The sequence below is a fragment of the Chitinophaga sp. ARDCPP14 genome (genome assembly GCF_051362515.1).
Taxonomy (GTDB): Bacteria; Bacteroidota; Bacteroidia; order Chitinophagales; family Chitinophagaceae; genus Chitinophaga.
Genome location: NZ_JBKIXB010000007.1, coordinates 195,693 through 221,674, shown reverse-complemented (window position 1 = coordinate 221,674; position 25,982 = coordinate 195,693). Strand labels below are relative to the sequence as shown.

General features: G+C 47.8%; 25 protein-coding genes. 6 read left to right on the top strand and 19 right to left on the bottom strand.

Features of this window, described 5'->3' with window-relative positions; all coding sequences use genetic code 11:
* Window positions 1–78: 78 nt before the first annotated feature.
* Both ACLHR0_RS20460 and ACLHR0_RS20455 read right to left on the bottom strand, forming a co-directional pair.
* Window positions 79–2,505 (bottom strand): penicillin acylase family protein, encoded by a 2,427-nt coding sequence (locus ACLHR0_RS20460; RefSeq protein WP_436489076.1) that lies wholly within the window; start codon window positions 2,503–2,505, stop codon window positions 79–81.
* Window positions 2,506–2,557: 52 nt separating this feature from the next.
* Window positions 2,558–3,673, bottom strand: a complete 1,116-nt coding sequence (locus tag ACLHR0_RS20455) for an aminotransferase class I/II-fold pyridoxal phosphate-dependent enzyme (RefSeq protein WP_436489074.1) — start codon at window positions 3,671–3,673, stop codon at window positions 2,558–2,560.
* A gap of 78 nt (window positions 3,674–3,751) precedes the next feature.
* Between ACLHR0_RS20455 and ACLHR0_RS20450 the strand changes: the two genes are divergently transcribed.
* On the top strand, window positions 3,752–4,348 hold the full coding sequence (locus ACLHR0_RS20450) for a tRNA-(ms[2]io[6]A)-hydroxylase (protein WP_370907772.1): 597 nt from the start codon (window positions 3,752–3,754) through the stop codon (window positions 4,346–4,348).
* A 222-nt stretch (window positions 4,349–4,570) separates the two neighbouring features.
* Here ACLHR0_RS20450 and ACLHR0_RS20445 read toward each other — a convergent pair whose 3' ends face one another.
* Window positions 4,571–6,841: a patatin-like phospholipase family protein gene (locus tag ACLHR0_RS20445; protein WP_436489072.1), complete on the bottom strand. Its 2,271-nt coding sequence runs from the start codon at window positions 6,839–6,841 to the stop codon at window positions 4,571–4,573.
* Window positions 6,842–7,002: 161 nt separating this feature from the next.
* Between ACLHR0_RS20445 and ACLHR0_RS20440 the strand changes: the two genes are divergently transcribed.
* Entirely contained in the window at window positions 7,003–8,463 is a 1,461-nt protein-coding gene (locus tag ACLHR0_RS20440; protein WP_429050192.1) for an MFS transporter, read from the top strand.
* 35 nt (window positions 8,464–8,498) lie between these two features.
* On the opposite strand, the gene ACLHR0_RS20435 is transcribed toward ACLHR0_RS20440, so the two are convergent.
* The 12 genes from ACLHR0_RS20435 to ACLHR0_RS20380 form a co-directional block, all read right to left on the bottom strand.
* The gene (locus ACLHR0_RS20435) at window positions 8,499–9,470 is read right to left on the bottom strand and encodes a GSCFA domain-containing protein (RefSeq protein ID WP_429050194.1); all 972 of its coding nucleotides are present in this window, start codon (window positions 9,468–9,470) and stop codon (window positions 8,499–8,501) included.
* 9 nt (window positions 9,471–9,479) lie between these two features.
* Window positions 9,480–10,331 carry a hydroxymethylglutaryl-CoA lyase gene (locus tag ACLHR0_RS20430; RefSeq protein WP_429063404.1) on the bottom strand — a complete coding sequence of 284 codons (852 nt, stop codon included), beginning with the start codon at window positions 10,329–10,331 and terminating at the stop codon, window positions 9,480–9,482.
* A 37-nt stretch (window positions 10,332–10,368) separates the two neighbouring features.
* Entirely contained in the window at window positions 10,369–11,190 is an 822-nt protein-coding gene (rlmB, locus tag ACLHR0_RS20425) for a 23S rRNA (guanosine(2251)-2'-O)-methyltransferase RlmB (protein WP_370907777.1), read from the bottom strand.
* 20 nt (window positions 11,191–11,210) lie between these two features.
* Window positions 11,211–11,777 carry an NUDIX domain-containing protein gene (locus tag ACLHR0_RS20420; RefSeq protein ID WP_429050200.1) on the bottom strand — a complete coding sequence of 189 codons (567 nt, stop codon included), beginning with the start codon at window positions 11,775–11,777 and terminating at the stop codon, window positions 11,211–11,213.
* A gap of 294 nt (window positions 11,778–12,071) precedes the next feature.
* Complete coding sequence (locus tag ACLHR0_RS20415; protein ID WP_370907779.1) at window positions 12,072–12,512, bottom strand: GNAT family N-acetyltransferase; 441 nt, start codon at window positions 12,510–12,512, stop codon at window positions 12,072–12,074.
* A 129-nt stretch (window positions 12,513–12,641) separates the two neighbouring features.
* Complete coding sequence (locus ACLHR0_RS20410; protein WP_429050202.1) at window positions 12,642–13,562, bottom strand: EamA family transporter; 921 nt, start codon at window positions 13,560–13,562, stop codon at window positions 12,642–12,644.
* On the bottom strand, window positions 13,555–14,973 hold the full coding sequence (locus ACLHR0_RS20405) for a pyridoxal phosphate-dependent decarboxylase family protein (RefSeq protein WP_436489068.1): 1,419 nt from the start codon (window positions 14,971–14,973) through the stop codon (window positions 13,555–13,557). The genes ACLHR0_RS20410 and ACLHR0_RS20405 overlap by 8 nt, the downstream gene beginning before the upstream one ends.
* Before the next feature lie 111 nt (window positions 14,974–15,084).
* Window positions 15,085–15,570, bottom strand: coding sequence for a methylated-DNA--[protein]-cysteine S-methyltransferase (locus ACLHR0_RS20400; RefSeq protein WP_436489066.1), 486 nt, complete (start codon window positions 15,568–15,570; stop codon window positions 15,085–15,087).
* 9 nt (window positions 15,571–15,579) lie between these two features.
* Entirely contained in the window at window positions 15,580–16,488 is a 909-nt protein-coding gene (locus tag ACLHR0_RS20395) for a DNA-3-methyladenine glycosylase family protein (RefSeq protein WP_429063402.1), read from the bottom strand.
* Window positions 16,489–16,548: 60 nt separating this feature from the next.
* Window positions 16,549–16,821 carry a hypothetical protein gene (locus ACLHR0_RS20390; RefSeq protein WP_429050209.1) on the bottom strand — a complete coding sequence of 91 codons (273 nt, stop codon included), beginning with the start codon at window positions 16,819–16,821 and terminating at the stop codon, window positions 16,549–16,551.
* A 99-nt stretch (window positions 16,822–16,920) separates the two neighbouring features.
* A complete protein-coding gene (locus ACLHR0_RS20385; RefSeq protein ID WP_436489063.1) occupies window positions 16,921–17,361 on the bottom strand; it encodes a carboxymuconolactone decarboxylase family protein in 441 nt (146 codons plus the stop codon).
* 22 nt (window positions 17,362–17,383) lie between these two features.
* Complete coding sequence (locus ACLHR0_RS20380) at window positions 17,384–17,731, bottom strand: SnoaL-like domain-containing protein (protein ID WP_436489061.1); 348 nt, start codon at window positions 17,729–17,731, stop codon at window positions 17,384–17,386.
* Between the two features lie 97 nt (window positions 17,732–17,828).
* Here ACLHR0_RS20380 and ACLHR0_RS20375 point away from each other — a divergent pair, with 97 nt between their 5' ends.
* Window positions 17,829–19,250, top strand: coding sequence for a PLP-dependent aminotransferase family protein (locus ACLHR0_RS20375; protein ID WP_436489059.1), 1,422 nt, complete (start codon window positions 17,829–17,831; stop codon window positions 19,248–19,250).
* 287 nt (window positions 19,251–19,537) lie between these two features.
* Window positions 19,538–20,965, top strand: a complete 1,428-nt coding sequence (locus ACLHR0_RS20370) for a PLP-dependent aminotransferase family protein (protein ID WP_370907788.1) — start codon at window positions 19,538–19,540, stop codon at window positions 20,963–20,965.
* A 403-nt stretch (window positions 20,966–21,368) separates the two neighbouring features.
* Here the strand turns inward: ACLHR0_RS20370 and ACLHR0_RS20365 are convergent, their stop codons facing one another.
* The 4 genes from ACLHR0_RS20365 to ACLHR0_RS20350 all read right to left on the bottom strand — a co-directional run bounded on the left by ACLHR0_RS20365 (window position 21,369) and on the right by ACLHR0_RS20350 (window position 24,290).
* Window positions 21,369–22,118, bottom strand: coding sequence for an SDR family oxidoreductase (locus ACLHR0_RS20365; RefSeq protein ID WP_436489057.1), 750 nt, complete (start codon window positions 22,116–22,118; stop codon window positions 21,369–21,371).
* A gap of 19 nt (window positions 22,119–22,137) precedes the next feature.
* A complete protein-coding gene (locus ACLHR0_RS20360) occupies window positions 22,138–22,893 on the bottom strand; it encodes a glucose 1-dehydrogenase (protein ID WP_429050217.1) in 756 nt (251 codons plus the stop codon).
* Between the two features lie 152 nt (window positions 22,894–23,045).
* Window positions 23,046–23,315: an ArsR/SmtB family transcription factor gene (locus tag ACLHR0_RS20355; protein ID WP_079473476.1), complete on the bottom strand. Its 270-nt coding sequence runs from the start codon at window positions 23,313–23,315 to the stop codon at window positions 23,046–23,048.
* Between the two features lie 15 nt (window positions 23,316–23,330).
* Entirely contained in the window at window positions 23,331–24,290 is a 960-nt protein-coding gene (locus ACLHR0_RS20350) for a helix-turn-helix domain-containing protein (RefSeq protein ID WP_436489054.1), read from the bottom strand.
* A gap of 42 nt (window positions 24,291–24,332) precedes the next feature.
* Here ACLHR0_RS20350 and ACLHR0_RS20345 point away from each other — a divergent pair, with 42 nt between their 5' ends.
* Together ACLHR0_RS20345 and ACLHR0_RS20340 are read left to right on the top strand one after the other, a co-directional pair.
* Window positions 24,333–25,412: an alkene reductase gene (locus ACLHR0_RS20345; protein ID WP_429063396.1), complete on the top strand. Its 1,080-nt coding sequence runs from the start codon at window positions 24,333–24,335 to the stop codon at window positions 25,410–25,412.
* An 80-nt stretch (window positions 25,413–25,492) separates the two neighbouring features.
* Window positions 25,493–25,963 carry a hypothetical protein gene (locus tag ACLHR0_RS20340; protein ID WP_436489052.1) on the top strand — a complete coding sequence of 157 codons (471 nt, stop codon included), beginning with the start codon at window positions 25,493–25,495 and terminating at the stop codon, window positions 25,961–25,963.
* Window positions 25,964–25,982: the final 19 nt, after the last annotated feature.

Below are 25,982 nucleotides of genomic sequence, written 5' to 3'. Positions count from 1 at the left end.
TACCCCGTCTTTTTGTTTAACGGAGTGCAAAGATAGGAATTATTTATTTCCAGCCAAATTTTCCTGAAATTATTTTTATCACTTCCCTGTAAACACAAGCTTGTAGCGGATTACAGGATCATCTTTTTCCTCGGCGCTGAAAATATGCAGCATATAATATTTGCCCGATACCCAGTCATTTACACTGTTGTCATAAAACGGACTACCCGGATTTCCGCTTTGTCCGCCGGGGTAAATACCATATGCTTCTGTTTTGTCTGATAGCTGCACTACCATGCGCCAGGAAGGACCATGTGTTTGCTTGGTGGCATTCACAATATGCTGCCCACCACCTGTATTCAGGTGTAAGGCGCTGAAAGCAGGAATGCCGCGGGAAAGGTGATTGATATCTGTACCACGCGCCTTTCCCAGCTCGAGCTTACCCGCTTTATTCAACTCAGAAAGTTCAGTGACGGTTTGTGCAAATGCACCTTGCAACAGCTGGGATAGCGTTTCTTTTTGTGGTGTATTGATGTTATCGATAAAATGGAAAGCGGTGTCGCGCAGCAGCAATTGCAATGTGGTGATAGACTGCGGATAGGTCAGGATGGTAGTATCTTTGGGATGCAGTTCATCCTGCCAGATGGTATCTTCAAGATGCGCCCACAGCGTATTGAAGATGCTGGCTGCTTTGCTGTCGGGCGTGGCCATAAAATCCCAGGAAGTTAAGAGCTGCCAGTAGGGCTGCTGTTGCGCAGTAAGTGAACTGGTATCGATATGTTTCCGGATCATAGGCATGGCTGCAGCGGCGAACAGGTTCTTATCATCATTTTGCAACTGCATCATATCCTGTGTGGTAATGGCGCTCATGGCTGATAATCTTTCATTGATACGCTTGCCACGGAAAAGGTCATATTCTCCATACAGGGCATATGGATAGGTGCTGTCGGTTGGACGTTGATTGGCAGAACTCACAAATCCTCTTTCCGGATTTTTTATATGCGGCAATTCCTCATGAGGAATAAATCCCTGCCAGGCATAGGTGCTGTCGCTGCCGGGCATGATCCATTTGCCCTGATCCTTCCACCGGAGTGGATACTGACCATTATGCCAGATGGCGATATCGCCGGCTTTATCGGCAAATACAAAGTTTTGCGCAGGACAGGTATACTTGTTCAGTGCATCCAGGTATTCGTCGTAATTACGGGCTTTATTGAGCTTGTTGAAAGTAGCCAGTTCATTAGATGGGTCCAGCGCTTTCCAGCGCATGGCCAGGAAGGTTTGCCCGGCTGTTTTATCAGGGAAAGTATTATCAAAGATAACCGGGCCAAATACCGTGTAGGCAACGGTATCGCGAACGGTGGCGCCGCCTCTCACCTTAATTTCTTCTATGCGCAGGTCTGCTTTACGATAGCCGCCATTGTACAGGTATTCGCTGCGGCCGTTACGGAACTGCATGCTGTAATAATCTTTCACATCCTCTTCTCCGTTGGTGACGCCCCAGGCGATGTGGTCGTTGAAACCGATGATCACTCCGGGTGCGCCGGGAAGGGAAGCGCCATACACATTCATGCCAGGTGTATGGATCTGTACTTCGTACCAGAGTGAAGGCAGCGACAGGCCAAGATGCGGGTCACTGCAAAGGATTGGCGCGCCGGAGCGGGTTTTGCTGCCGCCTACTGCCCAGTTGTTGCTACCATTATCCGGATCTGGTTTATCCGTTTTAAACTTCATATATGCTGCTGCGGTGGCCAGCACACTGTCTGGCGGGGCGGCGGGTTTTATGGTGGCGGCCGGATAGGCGGTACCTTTCGGGATGATGGGGTCCGTAGCTTCGTGGAAATCAGGATACATCAGGTCAAAGTCCTGCAAAGAAAATAAACGGCGCGCATTGGTGAACTCGAGGTCATTGGCGAATCCCGCGAGGTCATGCGCCATATACTTCAGTAACAGGGCCGATTTGATGATATCCCATCTCTCAGGCTTATAATCCAGTATTTTATATTCTACCGGGTAAGTGGCAGGCGTAAGGGTGGCAATAAAAGCATTCACACCGGCAGCATAAGAGGTTACGGCCACTTTGGTAGCCGGATCTGCCAGCATTTCCTTTACCGTTCCTTCCGCAGCGTATACCATCCCAAGGCGGCGTTGCTTCCGGTCGTACTGCACCAGCTTAGGACCCAGTATTTCCGATAAGCGGCCGGCAGCGGCGTAGGTCTGCAATTCCATCTGCCAGAGACGGTCCCGCGCTGTTACATATCCCTGCACATAATAAGCATCCTCTTCATTTTCCGCAAAAATATGCGGCACCATACGATCGTCATACCAAACCTCCGTTTTGCCGGACAATCCCGGTAATACCAGTTGTTCACGTGGAAATTCACCAATAGGTTCAGCATTCTGCCAGAAGCCCGTTTGCGGACTTAACAGCTTTCCCAGTGGGGGTATCTGTCCCAGTTTATGACTGAAAGCGTATGTAAGCGATAAGGTAATGGCTGCGGTGATAACTGCGGGGATGATTCTCATATTACATATCGGATGTAATATGTAAAATACATCAAATTTGATTCATAACCGCTTATGCCTGTAATACTTTTATAAGATGGTCCACCTCTTCCGGCGTATTAAAACTATGCAATACAATGCGAAGGCGCTCCGCTCCCCTGGGAACCGTAGGATGCAGGATGGGCCGCACATCCAGTCCGGCCGACTGTAATCGCTCTGCAATGCCGCGGGTATGTTCATTACCGCGTGTCAGCACCGCCTGTATGGGTGTGGTGCCCGGCAGCAATTCCGCATTGACAATACCGGCGCGGAATTGCGCAATCAACTGCGACAGCTTTTCTCTTTCTGCCTGCATGTACGGAAATGCGGCATAACCCGCCTCTATGGCAGCCAGTGCAGCGGGTGGTAGGGATGTAGTATAGATAAAGGACCGGGAGAAGTTGATCAGGTAATCGCGTAATATCTCCGAACCCAGCACCACGGCGCCATGACAGCCAACTGCTTTTCCAAAAGTATGAATACGCGCAAAGCAGGCGGCCGTTAATCCGAGATGCTGCACCAGCCCTTCTCCCCTGTTGCCGATAATGCCGGTAGCATGCGCTTCATCCACTATCAGGTGTGCGTTATATTGCCCGCAAATGGCTGCAATAGCGGCCAATGGCGCCAGATCACCATCCATGGAATACACCGACTCTACCGCAACAAAAATATTCCCCGTGGCATGTTTCAGTTTCTTTTCCAGGTCAGCAACATCGTTGTGTACAAATGAAAACGACTGCGCCGCCGATAAACGCACACCATCACGGATAGACGCATGTATCAGCTGATCGTAAATGATGGTATCTCCCTTGCGGCCCAGACAGGAAAACACGCCCAGGTTGGCATCATATCCTGAGTTATAGATCAGACCTGCTGCTGCCCCATGAAAATCTGCCAGGTCGCGTTCCACAGAAACAATCCACTCATAATTACCCGCCAGCAGCCTTGATCCGGTGCTGCCATGCGCCGGGTGCCTTTCCTCCATCAACGTATGTATATACTCCCTTACTGTTGCATTCCTGGCCAGTCCGAGGTAATCATTGGAACAAAAATCCACTTTATCCCCCGGCAGCCGTAATTCGCGGAACGACTGCTGTTCCCTGCGCTCATCCAGCAACTGCGCTAAAAAAGAAGTACTGTCTTTACTCATGATCTGTGTTTATCGATGCACAATTTAAACTTTGCCGTTATCTTCGCAAAAAAGCCGCAGGCTAACCGCTATTTTCATATGAGCAAAGTATCAATACTCGGACTAAAACTGCCTACCGATCCACGATGGGTGAATCTGGCTGCCATTTCATTACAGGACATTCTTACGGATCACGCCTATTGCGAACAAAAAGCGGCATCTTCCGCTATTTCGCTGATCCAGCGCAACCCTGAAAGAACAAGGATGGTAGAGGAACTGGCGCCTATTGTTACAGAAGAATGGGGACACTTCCGGCAGGTGCTTGCTGAAATGAAAAAACGCGGCCTCTCTTTAGGACGGCAACGGAAAGATGATTATGTAAATGCCCTGATGGATAACCGGGTGAAAGGTGGTCATGCAGACGACAGCTTCCTCGACGCCCTGTTGATCTTTGCACTGATCGAAGCCCGCAGCTGCGAGCGTTTCCGCCTGCTGAGCGAAGGGCTGGAAGATGAATATATGCGCGAATTCTACCGCAAATTCATGATCTCCGAAGCAGGACACTACCGCCTCTTTATTGACCTGGCCAACGAATATTTCCCGGAAGAAAAAGTGCGCAACCGCTGGCAGGAGTGGCTGAAAATGGAAGCGGAAATACTGCAAAACATCGATGTCCGCGGCGACCGGATGCACTAGCGCGGATTTTGTCTTGGCTCAGGATTACGCTGATTTTATTGATTAGCTGGATTTTTACTTTTAGACTTTATAAAAGATTAAGGGAGATAGCAGCGGATATATTCGCTTTTATCTCCCTTAATTATTATTTTAAGAAAATCTAAAAATCTAAAAAAAATCCAAAAGTAAAAATCCAGCTAATCAATAAAATCAGCGTAATCCTGAGCCAAGACAAAATCCGCGTTAAAAATTAAACCCGAGGTTCACATAAAACTTCAGCCGGCCCGACTGATCATTGTACATCACCGTGGCCTCTACGGGTCCCAAACGGCTGCTGTAGCCTCCGCCCAGGCCATAACCGGCGAGGTATTGGTATTTTCCACCACCGGAAATTTCCCCGTCATATACGGCTGCGCCAACCCTTGGAATAGCAAAGATATTGCGCAGCACTTCGTATTGCCAGGCTACCTGCACCGCACTGACTTTTGACGTAATTACCTCCCCCTCGTATATCCCCACGAAAGGCACCTGGTTCCGGGTGATATTGGTCATACCGCCAACGACAAATGCATTAACCACTGATTCTTTATAATTAAGATTATACCCGATATTACCATCCAGCTCTATGGCCGATTTACGGCCCAGCGGGATATAGTATTTCAGGTTCAGCGCCAGGCGCTGATAATCGTGGAAGCTTACACCAAGCGTATCATAGTCCTGTTCCACCCCTTGCGAGCTCACTTTAATGCCCGGATGCTGGTTATAGATATGTCCCGCTTCCAGGTCCAGCAACAATCCCCTGGTAGGATATATTTTCTGGTTGAGGGAATTGATACCGAAATTAATATAGGTATTCAGCTGGTTGGTACTGCCCCGCACCTCCATAAAATTGGACAGCTGCGGCTTGTATTTAATGTACTCCCAGCGTGTTCCTGCCCCCACCGACATATTCCGGTTGAAGGTATACTGCATATCCACATTCACGTTCGCATACTTGCTGCGATAAGGTTGTAGCTTATTAAAATCAATATCGTAAAAGGTAAGACCGTTATTCTCGTAATAGGTGCTGAGCCCAAAACCGAAATTCCGGCTGCGGCCCAGGTATTTGAAATATTCCGCCTCCAGCCGGGGATTTTCACTGATCACCGCTGTCACAAACGACCGGGAGTTAGGCACAATGAAATTCCGCTGGGTTAAATTAATAATAGCATTGGCGCCGGTAAAAGTGTTATAGTTCAGCGCAAATTTCACGTAGGTAAGCGGATTTTCCTCCACCTGTATATCCATCCGGCTTTTGCCATATCCTTCCGGCACGAGGTTATACGTAATCAGTTTATAAAAGCGGGTGCCGTAAACATTCAGGATGGCATTTCGTAGCTGTGCAGGCGTATAACAGCCACCGGGCTTGAGATGCAGCCGTTGTAAAAAAAATTTCTGATCTGAGTGAACGAGGCCGTTCACCTGAACGCCGCTCAGTTCTATATCCGTGGCAAACGGGAGCCGGTCGGCTACAAAAGGAGGCTGGGGATATAAAGCATTCAGTGAATCTGCGAGGTGTTTGAAAACAGGATACATCTCCCTTCCTTTCCTGCGGCCTGCTTCAATAATAGAGTCCACGCTGCCGAAGCTCGCGGCGGAATAGTTCTCCAGCTCCTTGTTCATCGGCACATAAATATCACATTGTTTAATGGCTTTGGTGAAATCGTCTGCATCTTTATAAAATCCCAGCTGGTAAAGGATATCAAAAGGAGTCACCAGTTGGTCTGCTCTACGCAAACCACCGCTTACATTGGCGCCAATCACAATATCTGCGCCCATTTCCTTGGCGGTGATAACGGGGAAGTTACGGACTACCCCTCCATCCACCAGCTTACGGTCGCCGATTTTTACAGCCGTGAAAATAGAAGGAATGGCCATACTGGCACGCAAACAGGTCACTATTTCCCCGCTGTCGAGTGTTACAATATCACCAGTAGATACATCAGTAGCAATACATTTAAAAGGGATATTAAAGTCTTCAAAGTTCTTGATGTCCTTCACCGGCCAGCAGAGCTTTGCCAGTTCCAGCCACAGCGCTTCACCGGAAATTACACCGGAAGCCAGCTTAGGCTTACCATATTCGAAAGGAATTTCAATGATGTATTTGTTGTACTCCCGTTTTTCTTCATAGGAAATATCAGTAAGAACGGGTTGATTGGAGAACAGGCTGTTCCAGTTCAGCTTACGGGCGGCCTCTTCTATTTTGTTCCCGGAATAACCCATCGCATACAACGATCCTACGATACTTCCCATGCTGGTACCCGTTACAATATCAACCTTCAGCCCTGCGCTGTCTATTGCCTCCAGGATACCAATATGCGCCAGGCCACGGGCGCCGCCGCCGCTGAGCGTTAATCCTATTTTAGGTCTGTTACTGATCGTTTGCTGAGCCTTCACGGTATAGTGACACGTAATAAAAGCTAACAACAATAAACTGAGAACCCGGGTGATGTGAGCTTTTGATCCCTGCTTCATTGTAAATAATTGGCCCTTATTAAAGATAAGGCTTTATAAACATTCCCGGATGTTAAGCACAAGAGATTTTTAGTTGGACATTTGCTCTCATTGTAAATATTCATTATCTTATTCCCCGCAAAAAGCTCAGTACAAAAAGCTGGCGTTTACAATTAACACGTATGAAGAACTCGCTCCCCTCGCAAAACATCTGGCAGGTTATCATGGCCTCGTCGGCTGGTACGCTCATTGAATGGTACGACTTTTACATCTTTGGCAGCTTATCCGCCATCATTGCTGAAAAGTTTTTCCCGCCCAGTAATCCGCAGCTGGCCTACATCGCCACGCTGGCTACCTTCGCGGTGGGCTTTATTGTGCGTCCCTTTGGTGCCATTGTATTTGGCCGTCTCGGCGATATGGTAGGACGTAAATACACGTTCCTGCTCACGCTGCTCATCATGGGCGGCTCTACCTTCGCTATCGGCCTCATTCCCAGCTACCATACCATTGGTATACTGGCGCCCATACTGGTACTGATACTCCGCCTCGCGCAGGGCCTGGCCCTGGGTGGTGAATATGGCGGCGCCGCTACTTATGTGGCAGAGCATTCGCCCGACAACCGCCGCGGCTACTACACCAGCTTCATACAAACCACCGCCACACTGGGCCTGTTTGTATCGCTGGGCGTAATCCTGGTTACCCGTATGCTCATGACACCCGATGATTTCAACAACTACGGCTGGCGGATACCTTTCCTCCTGTCAGTGCTGCTGGTCATTATGTCCTATTACATACGGATACGCCTGCACGAATCCCCCCTGTTTGCCCAGATGAAGAAAGAAGGGAAAACCTCTTCCAACCCCATCAAGGAAAGCTTTGCCAATAAGGAAAACCTGAAACTGGTCATGATAGCGCTGTTTGGCGCCGCAATGGGTCAGGGCGTGGTTTGGTACACCGGACAGTTCTATGCGCTTTCCTTTCTCCAGAAAACCATGAACATAGAATTTGTGCAATCCAATATCATCATTGCCATTGCACTGCTCCTGGCTACACCGTTCTTTATTTACTTCGGCTCCCTGTCCGACCGCATCGGCCGTAAAAAGATCATGCTCACAGGCATGCTGCTGGCCGCTCTTGCCTACTATCCCATCTATAAAGCGATGGATAATATCGGCAATGTGCAGCTGAAACAGGAACAAACAGAGCTGTTCAGGATAGAAAGTAATTCTTCCAAAAGTGAATCCGGGGAACTGGTACTTAAAACCACCCGCGTGCATAGCTATACCGATGGCAGCATCCTGAAGGAAACAGCTGACAAAAAGGAACTGACCGTAAGCCGTATGAATATCATGTGGCTGGTGATCCTCATATTCATCCAGGTACTGTTTGTAACCATGGTATATGCGCCTATTGCGGCTTTCCTGGTGGAACTGTTCCCAACGCGCATCCGGTACACCTCTATGTCGCTGCCCTACCATATCGGTAACGGTGTTTTCGGCGGACTGTTACCCACCATTTCCACCATCCTGGTAACCAATACCGGCAACCACCTGGCAGGATTGATTTACCCGATCGGTATTGCCGTCATCTGTTTTGTAGTAGGTATTATTTATCTGAAAGATAAAAGAGGCATTCCGTTGTAAACGGGGTAAAGCGGAGGGACATTCCCTCCGCTTTGCTATTGAAAACGCTGCAGCAGATCATCCAGCTTCAGTTGCGGATGAGCCGCCATCAGTTGCTGTACCTTTGCGGCATAATGCGCCAGGAACTGACGGTGCTGGGCGCTTTCGGGGTTAAAAGGCCGGTGATTGGCCGCCCGGTTTATTTCGGCAATGCTATGCAGCAATTCCTGGCTGCCAGGACTGATACCCGCCTTCACCACCTGCTCCCAAACATAGTTAACCGCCAGTTCATTGGGATGCACCATATCTTCTTTATAAAAACGATAATCGCGCAAATCATCTATTACCAGCTCATATGCCGGGAAATAAAACAGCCGGTTAAACTTGTTCACCAGGTGATGAACCGCCTGTAGTAGTATGGCTTTGCTGAGATTATTTTCCACCACCCCATCACGGATGTAACGCACCGGGCTAACGGTGAAGAGTATATTAATTTTCTTATTGCGGAAAAACAAGCGATGCATTACATTATCCAGCGCGGTTACTATTTCATCTACTGTGAGCAGGCGTTTGTAAAAGTTTCCGGCCGGCACCTTATGACAGTTACCCACCAGGCGGTTATTTTCTTTCAAAATATAAGCATGCGCAGACCCCAGCGTAATGATGAGCCAATCGGCGTTGTCAATAGCATGCGTGGCGGCCGCCTGCGTCCGGTGAATGTTTTCCAGCGTGGCTTCCGCCGTAAGGCCGGAGAAACGGCTGTGATGATCCCAGCTGTTCCACAGATCATTGTGCTGGAAAAGATCTCCGGCAGTATATACTTTCCCGTCGAGATAGGAAGTCAGGGCTTTTGTAATGCTAAGTGGATTATATAAAATGCCGTGAGGGTTCACCACGGTATTAAAGCGGTGTTCCTGCAGCTTTTCGCCTATTTCTTCCGCAAAACAGGACCCCATCAGCAATAGCTCATGATCGTACTGAATGGCTGAAGACAATGGCGCTACCGGAAAGCTTAAATGAAATTGCATGTAATACAGTTAATCTTTAAAAACAGCATCTGCCAGTCGCTGTGTGCCCCTCAATGCCGTCATGTCCAGTGTGAGCGGCTCTTTCCGCTGATGACAGAAAGCGATGAGGTTCTCCGTTGCCAGGTTGCCTACCAGCTCATCTTTAGCCATAGGGCAACCGCCGATTCCTTTAATGGAGCTGTCGAACCGTTTGCAACCCTGCTCATAGGCGGCCAGCACCTTATCTTCCCAGTTGTGCGGCGCCGCGTGAAAATGTGCGCCGAATTCCACGTCGGAGTAGGCCGGTATGAGGTGTTTGAACAGACCGGTAATAGTAGCAGGATCTGCAACACCTACCGTGTCTGCGAGGGATATAATGCCGATTTCCATCTTCACCATTTCTTCTACCCACTGTAATACAATTTCCGGGCTGTAAGGGTCTCCATAAGGATTACCAAAGCCCATAGAAATATAGATCACGAGCTCTTTCCTGTTTTTAATGCACAGCTCCTGCATGGAATGTACCTGCTCCAGGGATTCCGCAATGGTTTTATTGGTATTTCTTAGCTGGAAAGTTTCTGATATAGAGAAGGGAAAGCCCAGGTAATTGATTTCATCAAATACCACCGCTTCTTCTGCTCCCCGCAGGTTAGCCACAATGGCCAGCAGCTTACTTTTGGAACCAGACAGCTGCAACCGGGGAATCACATCTTTCGTGTCTGCCATCTGTGGGATGGCTTTGGGAGATACAAAGCTGCCAAAATCGATGGTATCAAAACCTACTTTTAACAGGGAATTCAGGTACTGCACTTTTTCATCCGTACTGATCATTCTGTGCCAGCCCTGCATGGCATCACGAGGGCATTCAACTAGTTTTAGCATAGTAAACCATTTTCTTTGCGGGTTCCCGCGGGTCCGCTTAAATATTTACCGTTCTTTGTTTCAGTGCTTCATACAAAATGATGCCGGCCGCCACAGATACATTAAAAGATTCGAAGTTGCCAGCCATCGGAATACGGAACAATACATCGGAAGCCTTTATCAGCGCAGGATACACGCCTTTATCTTCCGAACCCATGATCACTGCCACCGGCTCCCTGAGATCGCAATCGTACAATTTTATTTCTGTTTCCATTTCACTGGCCATCACCTTGATACCATTGAGATGCAGGGTATCAATGGCTTTGTTCAGGCTGTTGACCCGGCAAACCGCGATACTTTCCAATGCACCGGCAGAAGATTTCACAGCTTCTTCATTCAGCGCAGCAATACCTTTATCAGGAATAATGATGGCCTGTGCGCCGCAACACACCGCACTGCGGGCAATGGCGCCTATATTGCGCACATCTGTAATACCATCCAGTATCAGGAACAACGGGGTTTCTCCCTTTTCCGTAACATGCGAAATCACATCCTGCAGATCCAGGTAGGTAACGTTGCCGGCAATGGCTACCACTCCCTGGTGATTGGCCTGGGTAAGCCCGTTGAGCTTCTCCACCGGAACATAATTAACGGGAATATTGTTGGTTTGGGCCAGCTCCCTTATTTGAGGTATGATATCGCCGGTAGCGGTGCGCAGCATAAAGATGCGCTCAATCGACTTCCCCGTGCTCAGGGCTTCCAATAACGGCTGACGGCCAATAATCATAGTAGATTGCTTTGGCCGCTGCGTTGCATATTTTTTCGGACCACGTTGCCCGTCTTTTCTTTCACCTTTGAAAGCGTTAAATTTCCTTTCCATTTGCTGCAAAGGTAACGGGTTTATTTGTTTAATAAGCCTTCATAGCCCATTAGCTTTACTTTTTGTATAGCCGCTACCGATAAGGAATCCGTGATTTCAAAGTTATTTACCATCTGGTAGGCTTCTTCAAAAGGCACTTTTTTAACGATCAGCTGCTCCGTTTCTTCCGGCTCAGCCACCCGCTGCTCCAGCCCCCGGGCCAGGAACACCACCCCTTCTTCATCAGAAACAGAATTGGAGAGCGCCATACGCGTAATCACTTCCCAATGGGATGCCACCAGGCCGGTTTCTTCCAGCAATTCCCTTTTGGCGGTGTCCAGCGCCGTTTCCTTTCCCAGCGGAGCACCTCCTTCGGGGATTTCCCAGCAAAACCGCTTTAACGGGAAACGGTATTGTCCGACGAGGTAAATATTCATCTCATCATCCAGCGCCACCACCCCTACAGCGAGGTTCTTAAAATGAACCACGCCATAAATACCGGCGCCACCGGCGGGGTTCAACCCCTCGTGATGCCAAATGCTGATCCAGTTATTGTCATATCTCATTTCCCTGGAGTGAATGGTCCAGGGGTTTTTGGTTGTATCCATCGCTTTGTGGTGCGGGGATCGACCGCCTTCGGCGGTGGAAATTGTCTTGGCTCAGGATTACGCTGATTATACTGATTTGCTTGATTTTGTTTTTTTGATTTTCTTCTGATTTCTTTTATTTTTTTATTGACATATTCATTAGTTAGAAGTAAAATGTAAGCTAGTATAGTTGCTTCCTTAATTAAGTATAAAAATCAAAAAAATCAGAAGAAAAATCAAAAAAGACAAAATCAAGCAAATCAGTATAATCAGCGTAATCCTGAGCCAAGACAAAATCCGCGATCCCCGCGTTTTTTAAAGTGCTTTATAATAGTAGTAGGAGTTCGTGTCTTTCCTGAACCCTTCTTTTTCGTAGAGTTTCTGCGCCCCGGTGTTGGCGATGTAAGTTTGCAGCATCAGCCACGCCGCGTTGGTGGACTTACCGTATTCCGCTGCTTTATCCAGCAAGGCTTTGCCGGCGCCCATGCCCCGGTGTTCTTCCAATACGTATAGGTCGTTGAGCAGCCAGCCTCTTTTCATGCCCAGGGAAGTGAAGATGGGATACAGCTGTGTGAAACCAATTATTTCGGCATCCAGCATCACCACAAATATTACACTGTCTTTTTGCGCAATCCTTTCAGTAATAAAACCAAGTGCCCCTTTGAAGTCGGGCGCCTGATCATAATAACTGCGGTAGGCATCAAACAATACCGCCACTTCATTCGTATGTAACTCCGTTGCCTGAATAACATCCATAAAATAACAGATTTAAAAATCCATCTCAATTTAATTCATTTCCATAACAAAAGAAAAGATGCTCCGTCCGGTAAACACCGGGGTGAGCATCTGTCTATTAACTTCTACCTTAAAAAATTATAGCTATTACTATTTTGCAGTCGCTGCAAGACTTTTCTTACTTTTATTCACCGCACTGTTTACCAGGTACACGCCGCCAATAGTGATCAGGGAACATACACCCGTTAACCAGGTAAGGCTTTCATGCAGGATGAGCCATCCCAGCAACACCGCTACCACGGGATTGATGTAAGCATAAATAGATACCTGTGCAGGCGGAAGATTATTCAACGCAAACACATAAGCAGAATACGAAAACACCGAACCTACCAGTACCAGGTACAACAGGCTTTCCCACAATTCAGTCGTAAAACTTTCTACTTCCACGTGCTGTCCCAGGAAAAAAGTTGCTACCAGCAACATGATGATTCCGCTGAAAAACATCTGGAATCCTGCGCCATACAGGTAATTCACGCCCAGCGACCACTTGGCAGTGAGTACAGATCCCAATGCCCAGAATATACAGGAAATGAAACCAATGATGATTCCGAACTGGAAGTCCGGGTTCATAAGGCTTGATAAATAATTATAAAAGATGCCCGCCACACCGCCAAAGCCGAGGATCATACCAATGATCAACTGCAAACTAAGCCGGGTACGTTGTACCAGGAAATAGCTGGCAATGGTGATCCAGATAGGAATGGTAGCCGCAATGATCGCTCCCAGTCCGCTGGGAATGTACCTCAGCGCCCAGGTAAGCAAACCGTTACCACCGCATAACATGAGTGTACCAATGACAAATAATTTCGACAACACTATTTTTCCCGGTAACTTATATCCCTTCAGTAAAAAAAATCCGGTGATCAGGAATCCGGCTGCCGCCTGTCTTATGCCTGCCAGCATCACCCCATGCATGTGTCTTACGCCCACGCTGGATGCCAGGTAAGTGGTTCCCCAGAAAATACTTACAATGGCAAGCGCGATGTAAGCATTTGTATTTGATTTACGCATAAGTATATTTATTCACTATTTTCTCCGCCAGTACTTTCATGGTGTCATAGGCCATCAATACATCTTTTCCGCTGGTACGCCAGTTCACCAATGCCGCGCGGATGGCCTGCCTGCCGGCATACGACGTGGCCGTCATACATACCACCCCGCTGTCGTTCAGCGCATCCAGGAATTCCTGTACCGCTTCTGCTTCCACTTCCGGCGCAACTTCCAGCGTGAAGCAAACCACGCAAAGCCTTACCGGCGACAACAACACAAAATTCGGGTCTGTCTCCAGCAGGCTGCCCAATTGTTTGGCCAGTGAAATATTATTTTCAACGATCCAGCGGTAGCCTTCCTTTCCGTAGGCCATCAAAGAAAACCAGGCCGGTAAAGCGCGCTGGCGGCGCGAGTTTTCAGGAATATGATTAATGAAATTAAATTGGGTTGCCGGATCGCCTAAGTAAGCGGCGCCCGCGTTCTGAAACACAGCCGATTGCAACTGCGGGTGCCTGCAAAATATCATCGCGGCATCATATGGTACATTCAGCCATTTATGCGCGTCGATGGTGATACTGTCTGCCTCTTCCCATCCATTCAGCAGGTGTTTCCACTGATCGCTGCAGGCAGCGAATCCGCCGAAAGCGGCATCCACATGCAGCCAGAAGCCATATTCCTTTTTCAGTTGCACCAGTGCGGCGATATCATCAAAATCGACGGTATTCACGGTGCCTGCGTTGGCCACGTAAATAATAGGAGTTCCTTTATGCGCTTCGAGATATTCTTTCAGCGCCGCAATGTCTGCACTTTCACGACCAGGCAATGCGGGAACACGCACCAGGTGATTGCGTCCTATGCCCATCATGGAGATGGCTTTACCGATACTGGAATGTGGCACGGCAGATACCACTTTTAATCCGGGGAGCGCGGCTACGCCATCCGCGGCAATGTCTACCCCATGCTGCAATCCCACCCATTGCCGGCCGGTAGCCAGGCCGGTGAAGTTGGACATGGTAGCGCCGGAAACAAAGCATCCCAAAAACGCTTCCGGCAATCCGAATAATTCTTTCAGTAAAGCAATGGTTTCCGTTTCAATATAATAGGCAACTGAACTTTTGTCAGAAGAATTAAGATCCATCGCAGCGGCCAGCCAATCGCCCATCAGTGCGGCAGGCGTAACGCCGCCGGTTACAAAGCCCCAGTAGCGCGGCCCTGCGGCTGCGGTAATGCTGTTGCCATATTGTTGCCGGAAAGCTTCCAACGCAGCCGCCCCACCTAACCCTGTACCGGGAACGGATACACGGCTGTTGATGTCCACCTTTTTATCGGCTGCCAGTTTATCTATTGCGGATAAAAACCTGCTGCTGAAATCTTTGGTTAACTGCAATAACTGATCTGTATGTTTAAGGTCTTCCTGCAATTTCAATTCCATGATTACTCGTTGTTGATGAGAATTTTCGGGTGGTAATGCAGGAACAAAATTGAGATAAATTATTATCTGAAAACAGATCCAGTTTTAGAAATATTGACCATATCAGATTTATCAGAACAAGCCGGTAAATAAATCAGTGCGCTCATGCTCCAGGAGCCAGCGTTTGCGCCAGAGGCCACCGGCATAACCCGTGAGTGTGCCATTGCTGCCAATTACACGGTGACAGGGCACAATGATGGCCAGTTTGTTTTTACCGTTGGTAGTGCCCACTGCGCGGATGCTTTTGGGATTATGTATCCTGCGGGCGAGTTGCTGGTAAGAAATGGTTTGTCCGAATGGAATAGCAATTAGTTGTTGCCACACCGTTTGTTGAAACGCGGTTCCTTCCTGGGCGATAGGCAGGTCAAAAACTTTGCGGTCGCCCGCGAAATACTCATACAGCTGTTGCGCGCAATCCAGCAGTAGTGCGGGCGCCTGGGGAAAATCCACCGCGGGTTGATCTGTAAAAGAAACAGCAGTTATAACGTGTACGGTACCACTGATCAGCAGCGGTCCAACGGGGGAGTCTATACGTAGATGATACAATCCGTCTTCCATGAAATTAATCTATTGGGGTAATAATGATCTCCACAAATAAAAAGTGGCATACGCTGCATGCTCCTTCCACGGTTTTGTATACTCCTGTAACGCTGGCATAGAAGGCTTAGCTTCCAAATTTAATCTATTTTTTATTGCATTCTGCAATCCAACATCTTCCAATAAAACAGATTGCGGAAAACGGCGGTACTTCATCAACGCATAGTTGGCCGACCAGTTACCGATTCCCTTCATCGCTACCAGGCTTTCACGCGCGGCTTCATAGCTCATGGTATCCAGCCTGGCCTCGCTGAGCGCGCCGCTGGCCATTTGCCTGGCGGTTTCCACCAGGTATAATGCTTTGCTACGCGAAAACTGCATGGGTGTAAGCTGGTCAGGAGTTAATGCAGCTATCACCTTTGGATGCGGGTATAAATAAAAATCGGTATTGTCTACTACCACATGATAGCCAAACTGCCGGATAAACCGCTGCCGCAGCGTATAGGCGAAGGCGAGGTTAATCTGCTGACCTATTACCGGCCAGGTGATGGCTTCAAAAAGGTCGGGCATACCTATGAGGCGCAGGCCATTGTATTTTTCTGCGAGCCCTTTTAAGAGCGGGTCTGTTTGTGTATACTGGTAAAACGGTTGAAGATTGGCATCCAGGTGCCACCAATGCGTGATATACCTGATAATGGGCGCTTCTGCCACTGCTTCGCCGGCAGGCGCCAGTATGGTGGCTTCCAGGAAGTCTTTCTTTGAACCAGGCGCAATTTCCACTACTACAGGCTCCCCTTCCGACAACAGCATACGCCGCACCTTTCCCTGGTGTATATAATGCAAACATTCTTTATCCGATCTTCCCAGGAAACGCAGGCATTCTTCAAAGGAGAAATGCGCCGGGTCATTGATGGGGATCATTATTTTCTGCAAAGCCATGTCGCGAAAATACGGAAAGCGGGCATCTTTGATTTACGGATTCTTGCGGATTTGGTGGGACTAAGCCAGATACACCAGCGCCCCCGGCAACATACCTATCATACCGCCAATAATGCTGGCCACCGCGTCCATTACGTCGTAGTGCCCCTTGCCGGTAATTAATGAAAACAACTCAAAGCCGTAGCTGATAACGATGACCACTGCCAGGGCCACAAGGGCTGCCAGTAGCGGGCTGCCCGGGAACATCATTGCCGAAGCCACTTCAAGCACAGCCCCCATGGGGATACCAACGAAAAAATGCTTCCACTTATCAGGCGCTATCTTATTAAACATATCCAATATAAAATTACCCGCCAGGAAGATAATATATATTCACGAAGGCGCCTCCAACTAATGCTTCAGCCGGAGGCGCCCCGGTAATGGCGGGTACAATCAGTCCTGTGGCAATGTCCTGGAAGTGATCGCAATGCGGTTCCAGGAATTAATGGCCACAATAGCCATCGTGATCGTGGCAATTTCCTGTTGTGTAAAAACCGCCTGCGCAGCTTTGTATACTTCGTCCGGTACACGGGAAGTACTTATCAGCGTAACCGCTTCGGTAAGTGCGAGGGCTGCACGCTCCTTCTCCGTATAGTAAGGCGATTCCGCCCAGGCGGGAAGCGCGTAAATGCGTTGCTCCGTTTCTCCCATCTGCCGGGCTTCCCTGGTGTGCATATTCAGGCAGAAAGCGCAGCCATTGATCTGTGAGGCGCGGATTTTAATCAGTTCTGTGAGGGTTTTATCAAGACCGCTTTCATTAACAAATGTCTGTAATCCCATCATGGCGTTAAATGCGCCGGGCAGGAGTTTGTACACGTCCATTCTCGCTTCCATAATTATATTTTTTTAAGATGATTTAGTAGAAGAACTGCTCGCTGATAATTTTACCGTCGCATACTTTATAGATACAAAGTTCATTTCTCATGCGGCGGCCAACGCCATTGACTGTTACATCCATCAGTAACTGTATGGCGAAATAATCATCTGCCACAACCGGATCGGAGATTTCCAGCAGGTGCCTTTCCGTGATGCTGTCGAGGAACGCCTGTTCCTTTGCCATGATAGCCGGTAACCCGGTGGTGGTGCGGCCATCCGGCTCCAGGTTCACCGCGTTTTCATGAAACAGGGTGGCCTGCGCTTCCGGAAACTGCCATGCCCTGCAGAGTTGTACCAGCGTTTGTGCAATTTGTTTAACAACAGTCATGCGTATCAGTTTAAGGTTACAAATTAACGGCAAAAAACACCACCAAAACAGATACAGAATTATCGATATTAAACCATAACAGATTAACTTTGGAAAGATGAAAAAGAACAACGGGTTTATATATCTTCAGCTGGCTGAAAAGATCCAGCATATGATCAGTGAAGGCGTATATGCGGTAGGCGACAAACTCCCATCTGTAAGATCCCTGCACCAGGAGCATGGCATCAGCATCAGTACTGCCCTGCAGGTATACAACCACCTGGAGAAAAAGGGCTGGGTGGCCTCCCGGGAAAAATCAGGATACTTTGTACACTATTCAAAAAAACTGCGTCCTGAACTGCCGCCGGTAACAGATCCAGTACCTACTGCGCTGAAAGTGGAGATCAATGAAAAGCTGGCCATGTTCCGGAAAACCAGTGAATCGCATAAAACCATTTCGCTGATAGGCGCCCTGCCGGATGTATCGCTGCTGCCGGATGTAAAGCTAAAGAAAGCGCTGCAGCTGGTAGCGCGGGAATTGGATCCTTCCTACATTCCGTACGGTGATGTTTATGGTCATGAACCTTTCCGGAAACACATTGCCAGGCATTGCCTCAACTGGGGCCGGGCCGTATCACCGCAGGATATTATTGTTACCAACGGCGCTATGGAAGCCGCCAGTCTTTGCCTGCGCGCTGTAGCCAAAGCCGGCGACACTATTGCCATTGAATCGCCTACATTCTTCGGGTTGCTGATGGCCATTGAAAGCCTGGGCATGAAAGCGTTGGAAATACCCACCGACCCGGTAACCGGTGTAAGCCTCAATAAACTGGAAGACGCTTTCAAACAAAAGAAGGTACAGGCCTGTCTTTTTGTAAGCAACTACAACAACCCCATGGGCTGTTGTATCCCCGACAACAGCAAGGAACAACTGGCGAAACTCCTGAAAAAATACCAGGTGCCACTGATAGAAGATGATGTGTACGGCGATCTGCATTTTGCACCGGAGCGGCCAAGAACCGTAAAATCCTATGATGAAGAAGGGCTGGTGCTTTACTGTTCATCCTTTTCAAAATCCATTGCTGCAGGCCTCCGCATAGGCTGGGTGATTGGCGGCCGTTACCAGGAAAAAATCGCACAGCTGAAGTTCATTGCTTCCGGCGGCACCAGCATGTTGCCGCAATTAGTACTGAGCAAATTCCTGGACCAGCAGCGACTGGACCTTCACCTGAAATCCCTGCGGCAATCGCTGAACATGCAAACCATGCAGATCACGAAAGCAATACAGGAATATTTCCCGGAAGATACACAACTGACGCGCCCCAACGGCGGCATCAGTTTATGGGTGGTACTTTCCCCCAAAATCAACACATGGAAGCTACACGAAGAGGCCGTGGAGCAAGGGATCACATTTACGCCCGGCGCCCTCTTTTCAAGCCAGGACCGCTACCAGAACTGCCTCCGTCTTACCAACTCCAACCCCTGGAGCGACGACCAGGAGTGGGCTATCCAAACATTGGGCCGGCTGATGCGGAGGTAGGATCGCCGCGGATTTTGTCTTGGCTCAGGATTACGCTGATTATACTGATTACCTGGATTTTTACTTTTGGATTTTATAAAGGATTAAGGGAGATGGCAGCGAATATATCCGCCGCTATCTCCCTTAATTATTATTAAATCAAATAATCCCAAAAAATCCAAAAGTAAAAATCCAGGTAATCAGTATAATCAGCGTAATCCTGAGCCAAGACAAAATCCGCCTGAGCCAAGACAAAATCCGCACAGATTTAATTTTTGTACTTTTGACCAGATCAGATCAACATTGCCATGATAAAAACTGCCGATCACCTGTACCTGCAGGTAGCTGATAATATCGAACAGCTGATAGAAAAAGATGTGATGAAAATCGGGGAAAAACTCCCGTCTGTGCGGATGCTCAGCAAGCAGCAGGGAATCAGTTTAACCACGGCTTTCCAGGCGTACTATCACCTGGAGGCGAAGGGGCTGATTGAGTCCAGGCCAAAATCCGGTTACTATATCCGCTTTAATTCGAGGCGCATGCCTGCTATGCCGGGTACCTGTTTGCCGGTAAAAAAAGCCAGCGAAGCCACTGTGAGTGATATGGTGATGGAAGTGTTCAGTCATATGCGGAACCCGAACATCCTGAACTTTTCGGTGGCTACGCCTCCGCCGGGATTGATGCCGGCCGCCAAAATGGCGAAGGCAGTGGTGCATGCGCTGCGGAACCTTCCCAACAACGGGATCGGGTACGAGGAGTTACAGGGCAATAAGCTGCTGCGCGGACAAATAGCCCGGATGTCGCTTGCATGGGGTGGCGCCTATACGGAAGATGATATTATCACTACGAGTGGCTGTATGGATGCACTGACTTTGTGCCTGTCGGCCGTAACACGCCCCGGCGATACCATTGCCATTGAAAGCCCTGCCTATTATGGGTCTATGCAGCTGGCGGAAAGCCTTGGGTTAAAAGTGCTGGAAGTACCTACCCACCCGGTTTCCGGCATTGATCTGGATTATCTCGACAAAGCCATTCCGCGTCATAAAATCAAAGCCTGCCTGTTTGTAACCAACTACAACAACCCCCTTGGTTCCTGTATGCCGGATAAAAATAAGAAGGCGCTGGTAGACATGATGGTGAAGTATGATATAGCGTTGATAGAAGATGATATTTACGGCGACCTGTATTTTACGAAACAGCGTCCTGCAAATTGCAAAACGTTTGATAAATACGGTCATGTATTGCTGTGCAATTCCTTTTCCAAATCGCTGGCGCCAGGCTACCGCGTTGGCTGGACCTTGCCCGGAAAATACAAGGAAAAGGTGCTGCTGATGAAACAGAACCACTCTATCGCCTGCGCATCGCTGCCACAAGCCGCGGTGGGGCATTTCCTGGAGATAGGCCGGTACGAATTCCACCTCCGCAATTTGCGGAAGGTGCTGCACACCCAGTGTTTACGGTATTCCCAGGCAATCAGCGAATACTTCCCGGAAAGTACCCGTATATCCCGGCCACAGGGTGGCTGTGTGCTATGGGTAGAACTGGACGAATCCATTAATACATTTGAATTATTTCAACAGGCGCTGAAACATAAGATCAGCTTCTGCCCCGGCAGGATCTTTTCTTTACAGAATAAATACAACAACTGTTTACGTATCAGTTTTGGTCCGGTATGGAGCAAGCAGGTGGATGACGGATTGAAAACGCTGGGGAAACTGATCCGGAAGATGAGCTAAAAAAGCGAAGACCGGAATAAGATTATTCCGGCCGCTGTTAAACCTACAACTTAAAGTTTTTAAAGTTGCTGCCAGATACCCGTATAGCAAGCGGTATCCGGCAGGCAACCAATGGGGTTCGCAAACATCCTAAACAACCGTTAACTGTAAATCAACAAGAATTTTGTCTTTCTGCCTGATTACACAGATTATAAGGATTATACTGATTTATTTTCTTTGATTTTATTCTGATTTTAAAATCACTAACTACACCAATCTTCTTTTATCATTATAAAAATCAAAAAAGATAAATCAGTATAATCCTTATAATCTGTGTAATCAGGCAGAAAGACAACATCCGTTGGTCCTTGCTGCCGGTGCAGCATTTACACAATGCTGCACACTGCAACGCCAGGATCATTTATTAAGCGATCAACGGGTGCACCATAAGGCCGCCGTCTACATTGTATTCTGCACCTGTAATAAACGAAGCATTGTCGGATGCCAGGAAAGTAACCAGGCTGGCAATATCTTCCGGTTGCCCCAGTCTGCCCAGCGGCGTGATACTGCTCAGGTGTGTTCTGGCTTCATCCGGTAATCCTGCTTTTTCCAATAGCGGCGTGCTGATAATACCGGGGTTCACCGTGTTAACCCGTATTTTCCTTGTCGCCAACTCCCTCGATAATGTTCTGCCCAATGAGTTCAGTGCTGCTTTACTGGCAGATAGTACGGTGGCATTGGGTGTTCCTGAATATGCATTCAGGGCCGACAGCAGCGTGATAGAGCCACCATCGCTGATGAGGGGAAGTAATTGCTGGATGGTGAAATAAGCACCTTTGAAGTTTATGTTCATTAATTCATCGTATAGTGCCTCTGTTACCGTTTCAAACGGTGCTAATTTCGCCACGCCAGCATTTACAAATAAGGAATCTATTTTCCCGAAACGGCCCTGCAGGTAATCATACAGGCGCCGTATATCATTCATGTCTGACTGATCTGCTTTAAAACCTTCTGCAGGGTGGCCCAATGCGTGTACGGCCTTTTGTACCGCACCAGGCTGACGACCTGTTATCAAAACCTTTGCTCCTTTTGCTAAAAATGCCTTTGCTGTTGCGTATCCTATGCCGCTGTTACCGCCTGTGATAACAACTATTTTATCCTTCAGAGATGACATGAATGATGTTTGTTTGAGGTTAACCAATTAATGGATGAACACTGATACCTCCGTCGATATTGTACTCTGCACCTGTGATAAATGATGCGTCGTCTGATGCGAGGAAGGAAACCAGTTTTGCAATTTCTTCCGGTTGTCCTATTCTGCCTATCGGTAATGATTTGGCCATTTGTTCTTCATTGACCGCTTCTTTTGGAATACCTGATTTTTCAAAGATAGGCGTAGCCACGGGGCCGGGGTTTACAATATTTACCCGGATCTTCCTGGAAGCCAGTTCTCTTGATAAGGTGCGTCCCAATGAGTTTAAACCTGCCTTGCTGGCGCTGTACACGGATGCTCCCGGCATACCGGAGTAAGCATTTACGGAAGACAATAAAATGATGGTGCCACCGTCGTTGATCAGCGGCAGCAAATGCTGCACAGTGAAGAAGGCGCCCTTCAGGTTAATGTTCATGATCGTGTCGAAAGAAGCTTCCGATACATCGGCAACTGACTCGAACGCCGCTACGCCCGCATTTACAAATAAGACGTCTATTTTGCCATAACGGTCACGCACATACTCCGCTAATTTTTGTGAATCGGCGGTGATGCCCTGGTCCGCGATAAAACTATCTATCTCTCCTCCTAACGCTGTGGCGGCCTGCTGTACGGCCTCCGGTTTGCGTCCTGTTATTAATACCTTTGCTCCTTTCGCCAAAAAATCTGCTGCTGTAGCATATCCTATACCGCTGTTACCGCCCGTGATGACAGCTGTTTTATTTCGTAACTGATCCATTCTATCGATTTATTTAAGTTTATCAATGTTTAATTTCCAAAAAAAAGAGAAAATCTTTCTCTATCAATCCATTAATTTAAAAGTATCAATATATATAAGTATAAAAAAAGCTGCTGGTTACCCGCCCGGTAGCACCTCAGCCCGTTTTGTACCTAACTTAATTGTAAAAAGAACATAGACAACTGTTTCATCATCTCTTTATTGAGCGTGAGCTCCAGTGATCTCCCATTTTTCACAGAATGCAGTACGCCACTATCAACCAGGATCTTAACGTGATGCGACACCGTAGGCTGCGACAAACACGTAAACCCACACACATCACCACAAACCAGCTTTCCCTTCTTAACAACCTCCATTATAATAGATAATCGATGTTTGTCGGCGATGGCATTTGCTGCTTTTTCTATAACTGCTAAATCCATGACACAAAAGTAAGACTATTTTTGAAATATCGAAATATTTCGATGAATATTTTTTTCCGCCCCTTCATTTTTGGCCTGGATTTGCTCTTTCCGGTAGGCTGCGGGGGTAACCCCGTAATACTTTTTAAAGAGCCGGCTCATATGGCTTTCGTCTGTAAAGCCCAGCTCATCAGCGATTTCCGCAATGGTGAGGTCGCTATAGCTCACCCGCAGCTGCACCAGGTTGAGTTTGTGATGAATAATGAATTGTTGCAGGCTCTCCCCCGTTTGCTTCCGGAAAAACTCTCCGATATAGTGTGGGGAAAGATTGAATTGTTTCGCCAGGTGCTCCTGCTTCAGCATATCAGGGTAATAAATATGCTGCCGGATATACCCTATCATCCGGCTGATCAAAGGAGTAGCGTTGTCAGTACCATCTATATTTATATCTTCCGCCACATTCCGTGCTACTATGTTCAACAACAAACTTACATAATGCTGCAGGTTTTGCTGGTAATAAGGCGGCTTCTTCTCATATTCGTCCATCATATTACAGATGAGCGCCATGATCATTTTGCAATCATTCTCCTGGCTGATCAATAACTGCTCCTGCCGGTTGTGATAAAAAAACAGGTACTCCAGTTGCCGGAGCCATTCTCCCAGCCGTGCTTTTTCAGGCGCGGAATGAGACATGCCTACAAACATCTCGGAAAAGCGGACCGATACAAACTTCGTTGGCGTTTCTTCCTCGAATCCGCGGCAATCACGCGGGGTAAATAAAAACAGGCTGCCTTTATGATAAGGGAACCGGTTGTCGTTCACCGTACGAAACCCGCTGCCTTCGCGGATATGAATGAGCTCAAAAAAGAAATACACCTTCGGCTGCGGATCCCAGTCCGACATATCTGCCTGGAACAATTCAAACGGCGTATATAAATTTCTTTCTCCCATAACCTGCAAAATTACAATAATCACCCCGGATTCTACCTGTTCCATGTTTACACGCACACTTAATTTTGTGCTATAAAAAAGATAGCAATGAAATTACTGGAACCGGTTACCTCAAACACATTCACATTAAATAACAGAATCGTGATGGCGCCCATGAGCAGAAGAAGAGCTACCAACAGCGTACCCGATGATATGGTGGCCACGTATTACAGTCAGCGTGCAGGCGCAGGACTTATCATAGCAGAAAGCACCGCTATAAGCCCCAATGGGGTGGGCTACTACCGCTTGCCTGGCATTTACAACAACGAGCAAATAGCTGCATGGAAAAAAGTAACGGATGCCGTTCATGAAAAAGGCGGTACCATATTCCTCCAGCTTGTACATAGCGGAAGAATTGGTCATCCGCTGAATCTCCCGGGTGGCGGGCCTTTGCTGGCGCCATCAGCAATAGCTGCCAATGGCAGTATAACCACCGTACAAGGCCCCATGCCCATGCCCGTTCCTGAAGCCATGAGCACTACAGCGGTAGAAGAAATGATCAGGTTGCACCTCAAAGCAGCAGAAAATACCATCGCTGCAGGCTTCGACGGAATAGAAGTGCATGCTGCACATGGTTATCTCATTGAGCAATTTATGCATCCACATACCAACAGACGCACGGATAAATATGGCGGCAGCATTGAAAACAGAAATCGCTTTTTACTGGAGATCGTTCAAGGTACCATTGATATTGCCGGAGCACACCGGGTAGGTATCCGCTTCTCTCCTTTTGCGGCACACAATAACTTACCATTATACGATGAAGAAACAGCTACTCATTTGTACCTGATCCCGAAACTAAACCAGATGGATATACGCTATATTCATCTCTCTGATCAATCTACCAACGGTAGTTTACCAATACCTTCAAATTATATCGGTTTACTACGCCAGCAGTTTAAAAACTGGCTGATCCTGGCAGGTGGTTTTACAGCAGACAGTGCAGAAAAAGCACTGCAGCGAAATGAAGCAGATCTTATTGCATTCGGACGGCCATTTATCTCTAATCCCGATCTGCCAGAACGTTTCAAACATCAGCATCCACTGGCGCCAGGCGATAAAAGCACTTTCTATCAAGGTGGAGCAGAAGGACTGATAGATTATCCATGTATGAACATATCGCAGTAGTTGCACGGGGTATATTTTATACTATCTTTATGCCATTACACTGCTGTAAGGTGTAACAAATATGCCAAACAACTATTGCTATGAAAACCATGAAAAACTACTTTATCTTGCCTGCAGCGCTTTTTATTTTTTATGCCTGCCAGGAAAGTAAAATACCGGAAGAAAAAGTTTCAACAGATGCGGCGCCACCCGTGCAAACCGTAACAGAAAGTGACAGTCAGATTACACGCCCCTGCGCTATACTTCATACGCCAGATAGCATTCAACTGGAACATCTGAAAAAAGATAACGGGGAAGAAGCATTTTATACCATCAATGAAGATTACCAGAATTACATGACCGATGCACGCGCTTTCCTGGAAGGAAAAGGTGTAAAAATTATTGAACCTGCCGGCGGCAAAATCAGTTTTCATTCTGCCAAAGGAAATCCGGCTACGCTCAATTTAAGTGATGTTAAATACAATTGGGAAATGTGGTTATTTGATGGCAATCAACTCCACAAAATAGATGTCATGGATATTGAAAACGAATACAAGAAATACATGAAATAATTTCCGGCAGGCAGTTTCG

What these genes read in the sequence shown, in the direction of transcription:
- ACLHR0_RS20345 (WP_429063396.1), top strand. Translation starts at nt 24,333, where the DNA reads ATGAAATTACTGGAACCGGTTACCTCAAACACATTCACATTAAATAAC.
- ACLHR0_RS20360 (WP_429050217.1), bottom strand. Translation starts at nt 22,893, where the DNA reads ATGGATCAGTTACGAAATAAAACAGCTGTCATCACGGGCGGTAACAGC.
- ACLHR0_RS20350 (WP_436489054.1), bottom strand. Translation starts at nt 24,290, where the DNA reads ATGGAACAGGTAGAATCCGGGGTGATTATTGTAATTTTGCAGGTTATG.
- ACLHR0_RS20390 (WP_429050209.1), bottom strand. Translation starts at nt 16,821, where the DNA reads ATGTTTAATAAGATAGCGCCTGATAAGTGGAAGCATTTTTTCGTTGGT.
- ACLHR0_RS20410 (WP_429050202.1), bottom strand. Translation starts at nt 13,562, where the DNA reads ATGCGTAAATCAAATACAAATGCTTACATCGCGCTTGCCATTGTAAGT.
- ACLHR0_RS20440 (WP_429050192.1), top strand. Translation starts at nt 7,003, where the DNA reads ATGAAGAACTCGCTCCCCTCGCAAAACATCTGGCAGGTTATCATGGCC.
- ACLHR0_RS20400 (WP_436489066.1), bottom strand. Translation starts at nt 15,570, where the DNA reads ATGGAAGACGGATTGTATCATCTACGTATAGACTCCCCCGTTGGACCG.
- ACLHR0_RS20355 (WP_079473476.1), bottom strand. Translation starts at nt 23,315, where the DNA reads ATGGATTTAGCAGTTATAGAAAAAGCAGCAAATGCCATCGCCGACAAA.
- ACLHR0_RS20370 (WP_370907788.1), top strand. Translation starts at nt 19,538, where the DNA reads ATGATAAAAACTGCCGATCACCTGTACCTGCAGGTAGCTGATAATATC.
- ACLHR0_RS20365 (WP_436489057.1), bottom strand. Translation starts at nt 22,118, where the DNA reads ATGTCATCTCTGAAGGATAAAATAGTTGTTATCACAGGCGGTAACAGC.
- ACLHR0_RS20435 (WP_429050194.1), bottom strand. Translation starts at nt 9,470, where the DNA reads ATGCAATTTCATTTAAGCTTTCCGGTAGCGCCATTGTCTTCAGCCATT.
- ACLHR0_RS20420 (WP_429050200.1), bottom strand. Translation starts at nt 11,777, where the DNA reads ATGGATACAACCAAAAACCCCTGGACCATTCACTCCAGGGAAATGAGA.
- ACLHR0_RS20430 (WP_429063404.1), bottom strand. Translation starts at nt 10,331, where the DNA reads ATGCTAAAACTAGTTGAATGCCCTCGTGATGCCATGCAGGGCTGGCAC.
- ACLHR0_RS20455 (WP_436489074.1), bottom strand. Translation starts at nt 3,673, where the DNA reads ATGAGTAAAGACAGTACTTCTTTTTTAGCGCAGTTGCTGGATGAGCGC.
- ACLHR0_RS20395 (WP_429063402.1), bottom strand. Translation starts at nt 16,488, where the DNA reads ATGGCTTTGCAGAAAATAATGATCCCCATCAATGACCCGGCGCATTTC.
- ACLHR0_RS20415 (WP_370907779.1), bottom strand. Translation starts at nt 12,512, where the DNA reads ATGGATGTTATTCAGGCAACGGAGTTACATACGAATGAAGTGGCGGTA.
- ACLHR0_RS20405 (WP_436489068.1), bottom strand. Translation starts at nt 14,973, where the DNA reads ATGGAATTGAAATTGCAGGAAGACCTTAAACATACAGATCAGTTATTG.
- ACLHR0_RS20385 (WP_436489063.1), bottom strand. Translation starts at nt 17,361, where the DNA reads ATGGAAGCGAGAATGGACGTGTACAAACTCCTGCCCGGCGCATTTAAC.
- ACLHR0_RS20460 (WP_436489076.1), bottom strand. Translation starts at nt 2,505, where the DNA reads ATGAGAATCATCCCCGCAGTTATCACCGCAGCCATTACCTTATCGCTT.
- ACLHR0_RS20340 (WP_436489052.1), top strand. Translation starts at nt 25,493, where the DNA reads ATGAAAACCATGAAAAACTACTTTATCTTGCCTGCAGCGCTTTTTATT.
- rlmB (WP_370907777.1), bottom strand. Translation starts at nt 11,190, where the DNA reads ATGGAAAGGAAATTTAACGCTTTCAAAGGTGAAAGAAAAGACGGGCAA.
- ACLHR0_RS20375 (WP_436489059.1), top strand. Translation starts at nt 17,829, where the DNA reads ATGAAAAAGAACAACGGGTTTATATATCTTCAGCTGGCTGAAAAGATC.
- ACLHR0_RS20450 (WP_370907772.1), top strand. Translation starts at nt 3,752, where the DNA reads ATGAGCAAAGTATCAATACTCGGACTAAAACTGCCTACCGATCCACGA.
- ACLHR0_RS20380 (WP_436489061.1), bottom strand. Translation starts at nt 17,731, where the DNA reads ATGACTGTTGTTAAACAAATTGCACAAACGCTGGTACAACTCTGCAGG.
- ACLHR0_RS20445 (WP_436489072.1), bottom strand. Translation starts at nt 6,841, where the DNA reads ATGAAGCAGGGATCAAAAGCTCACATCACCCGGGTTCTCAGTTTATTG.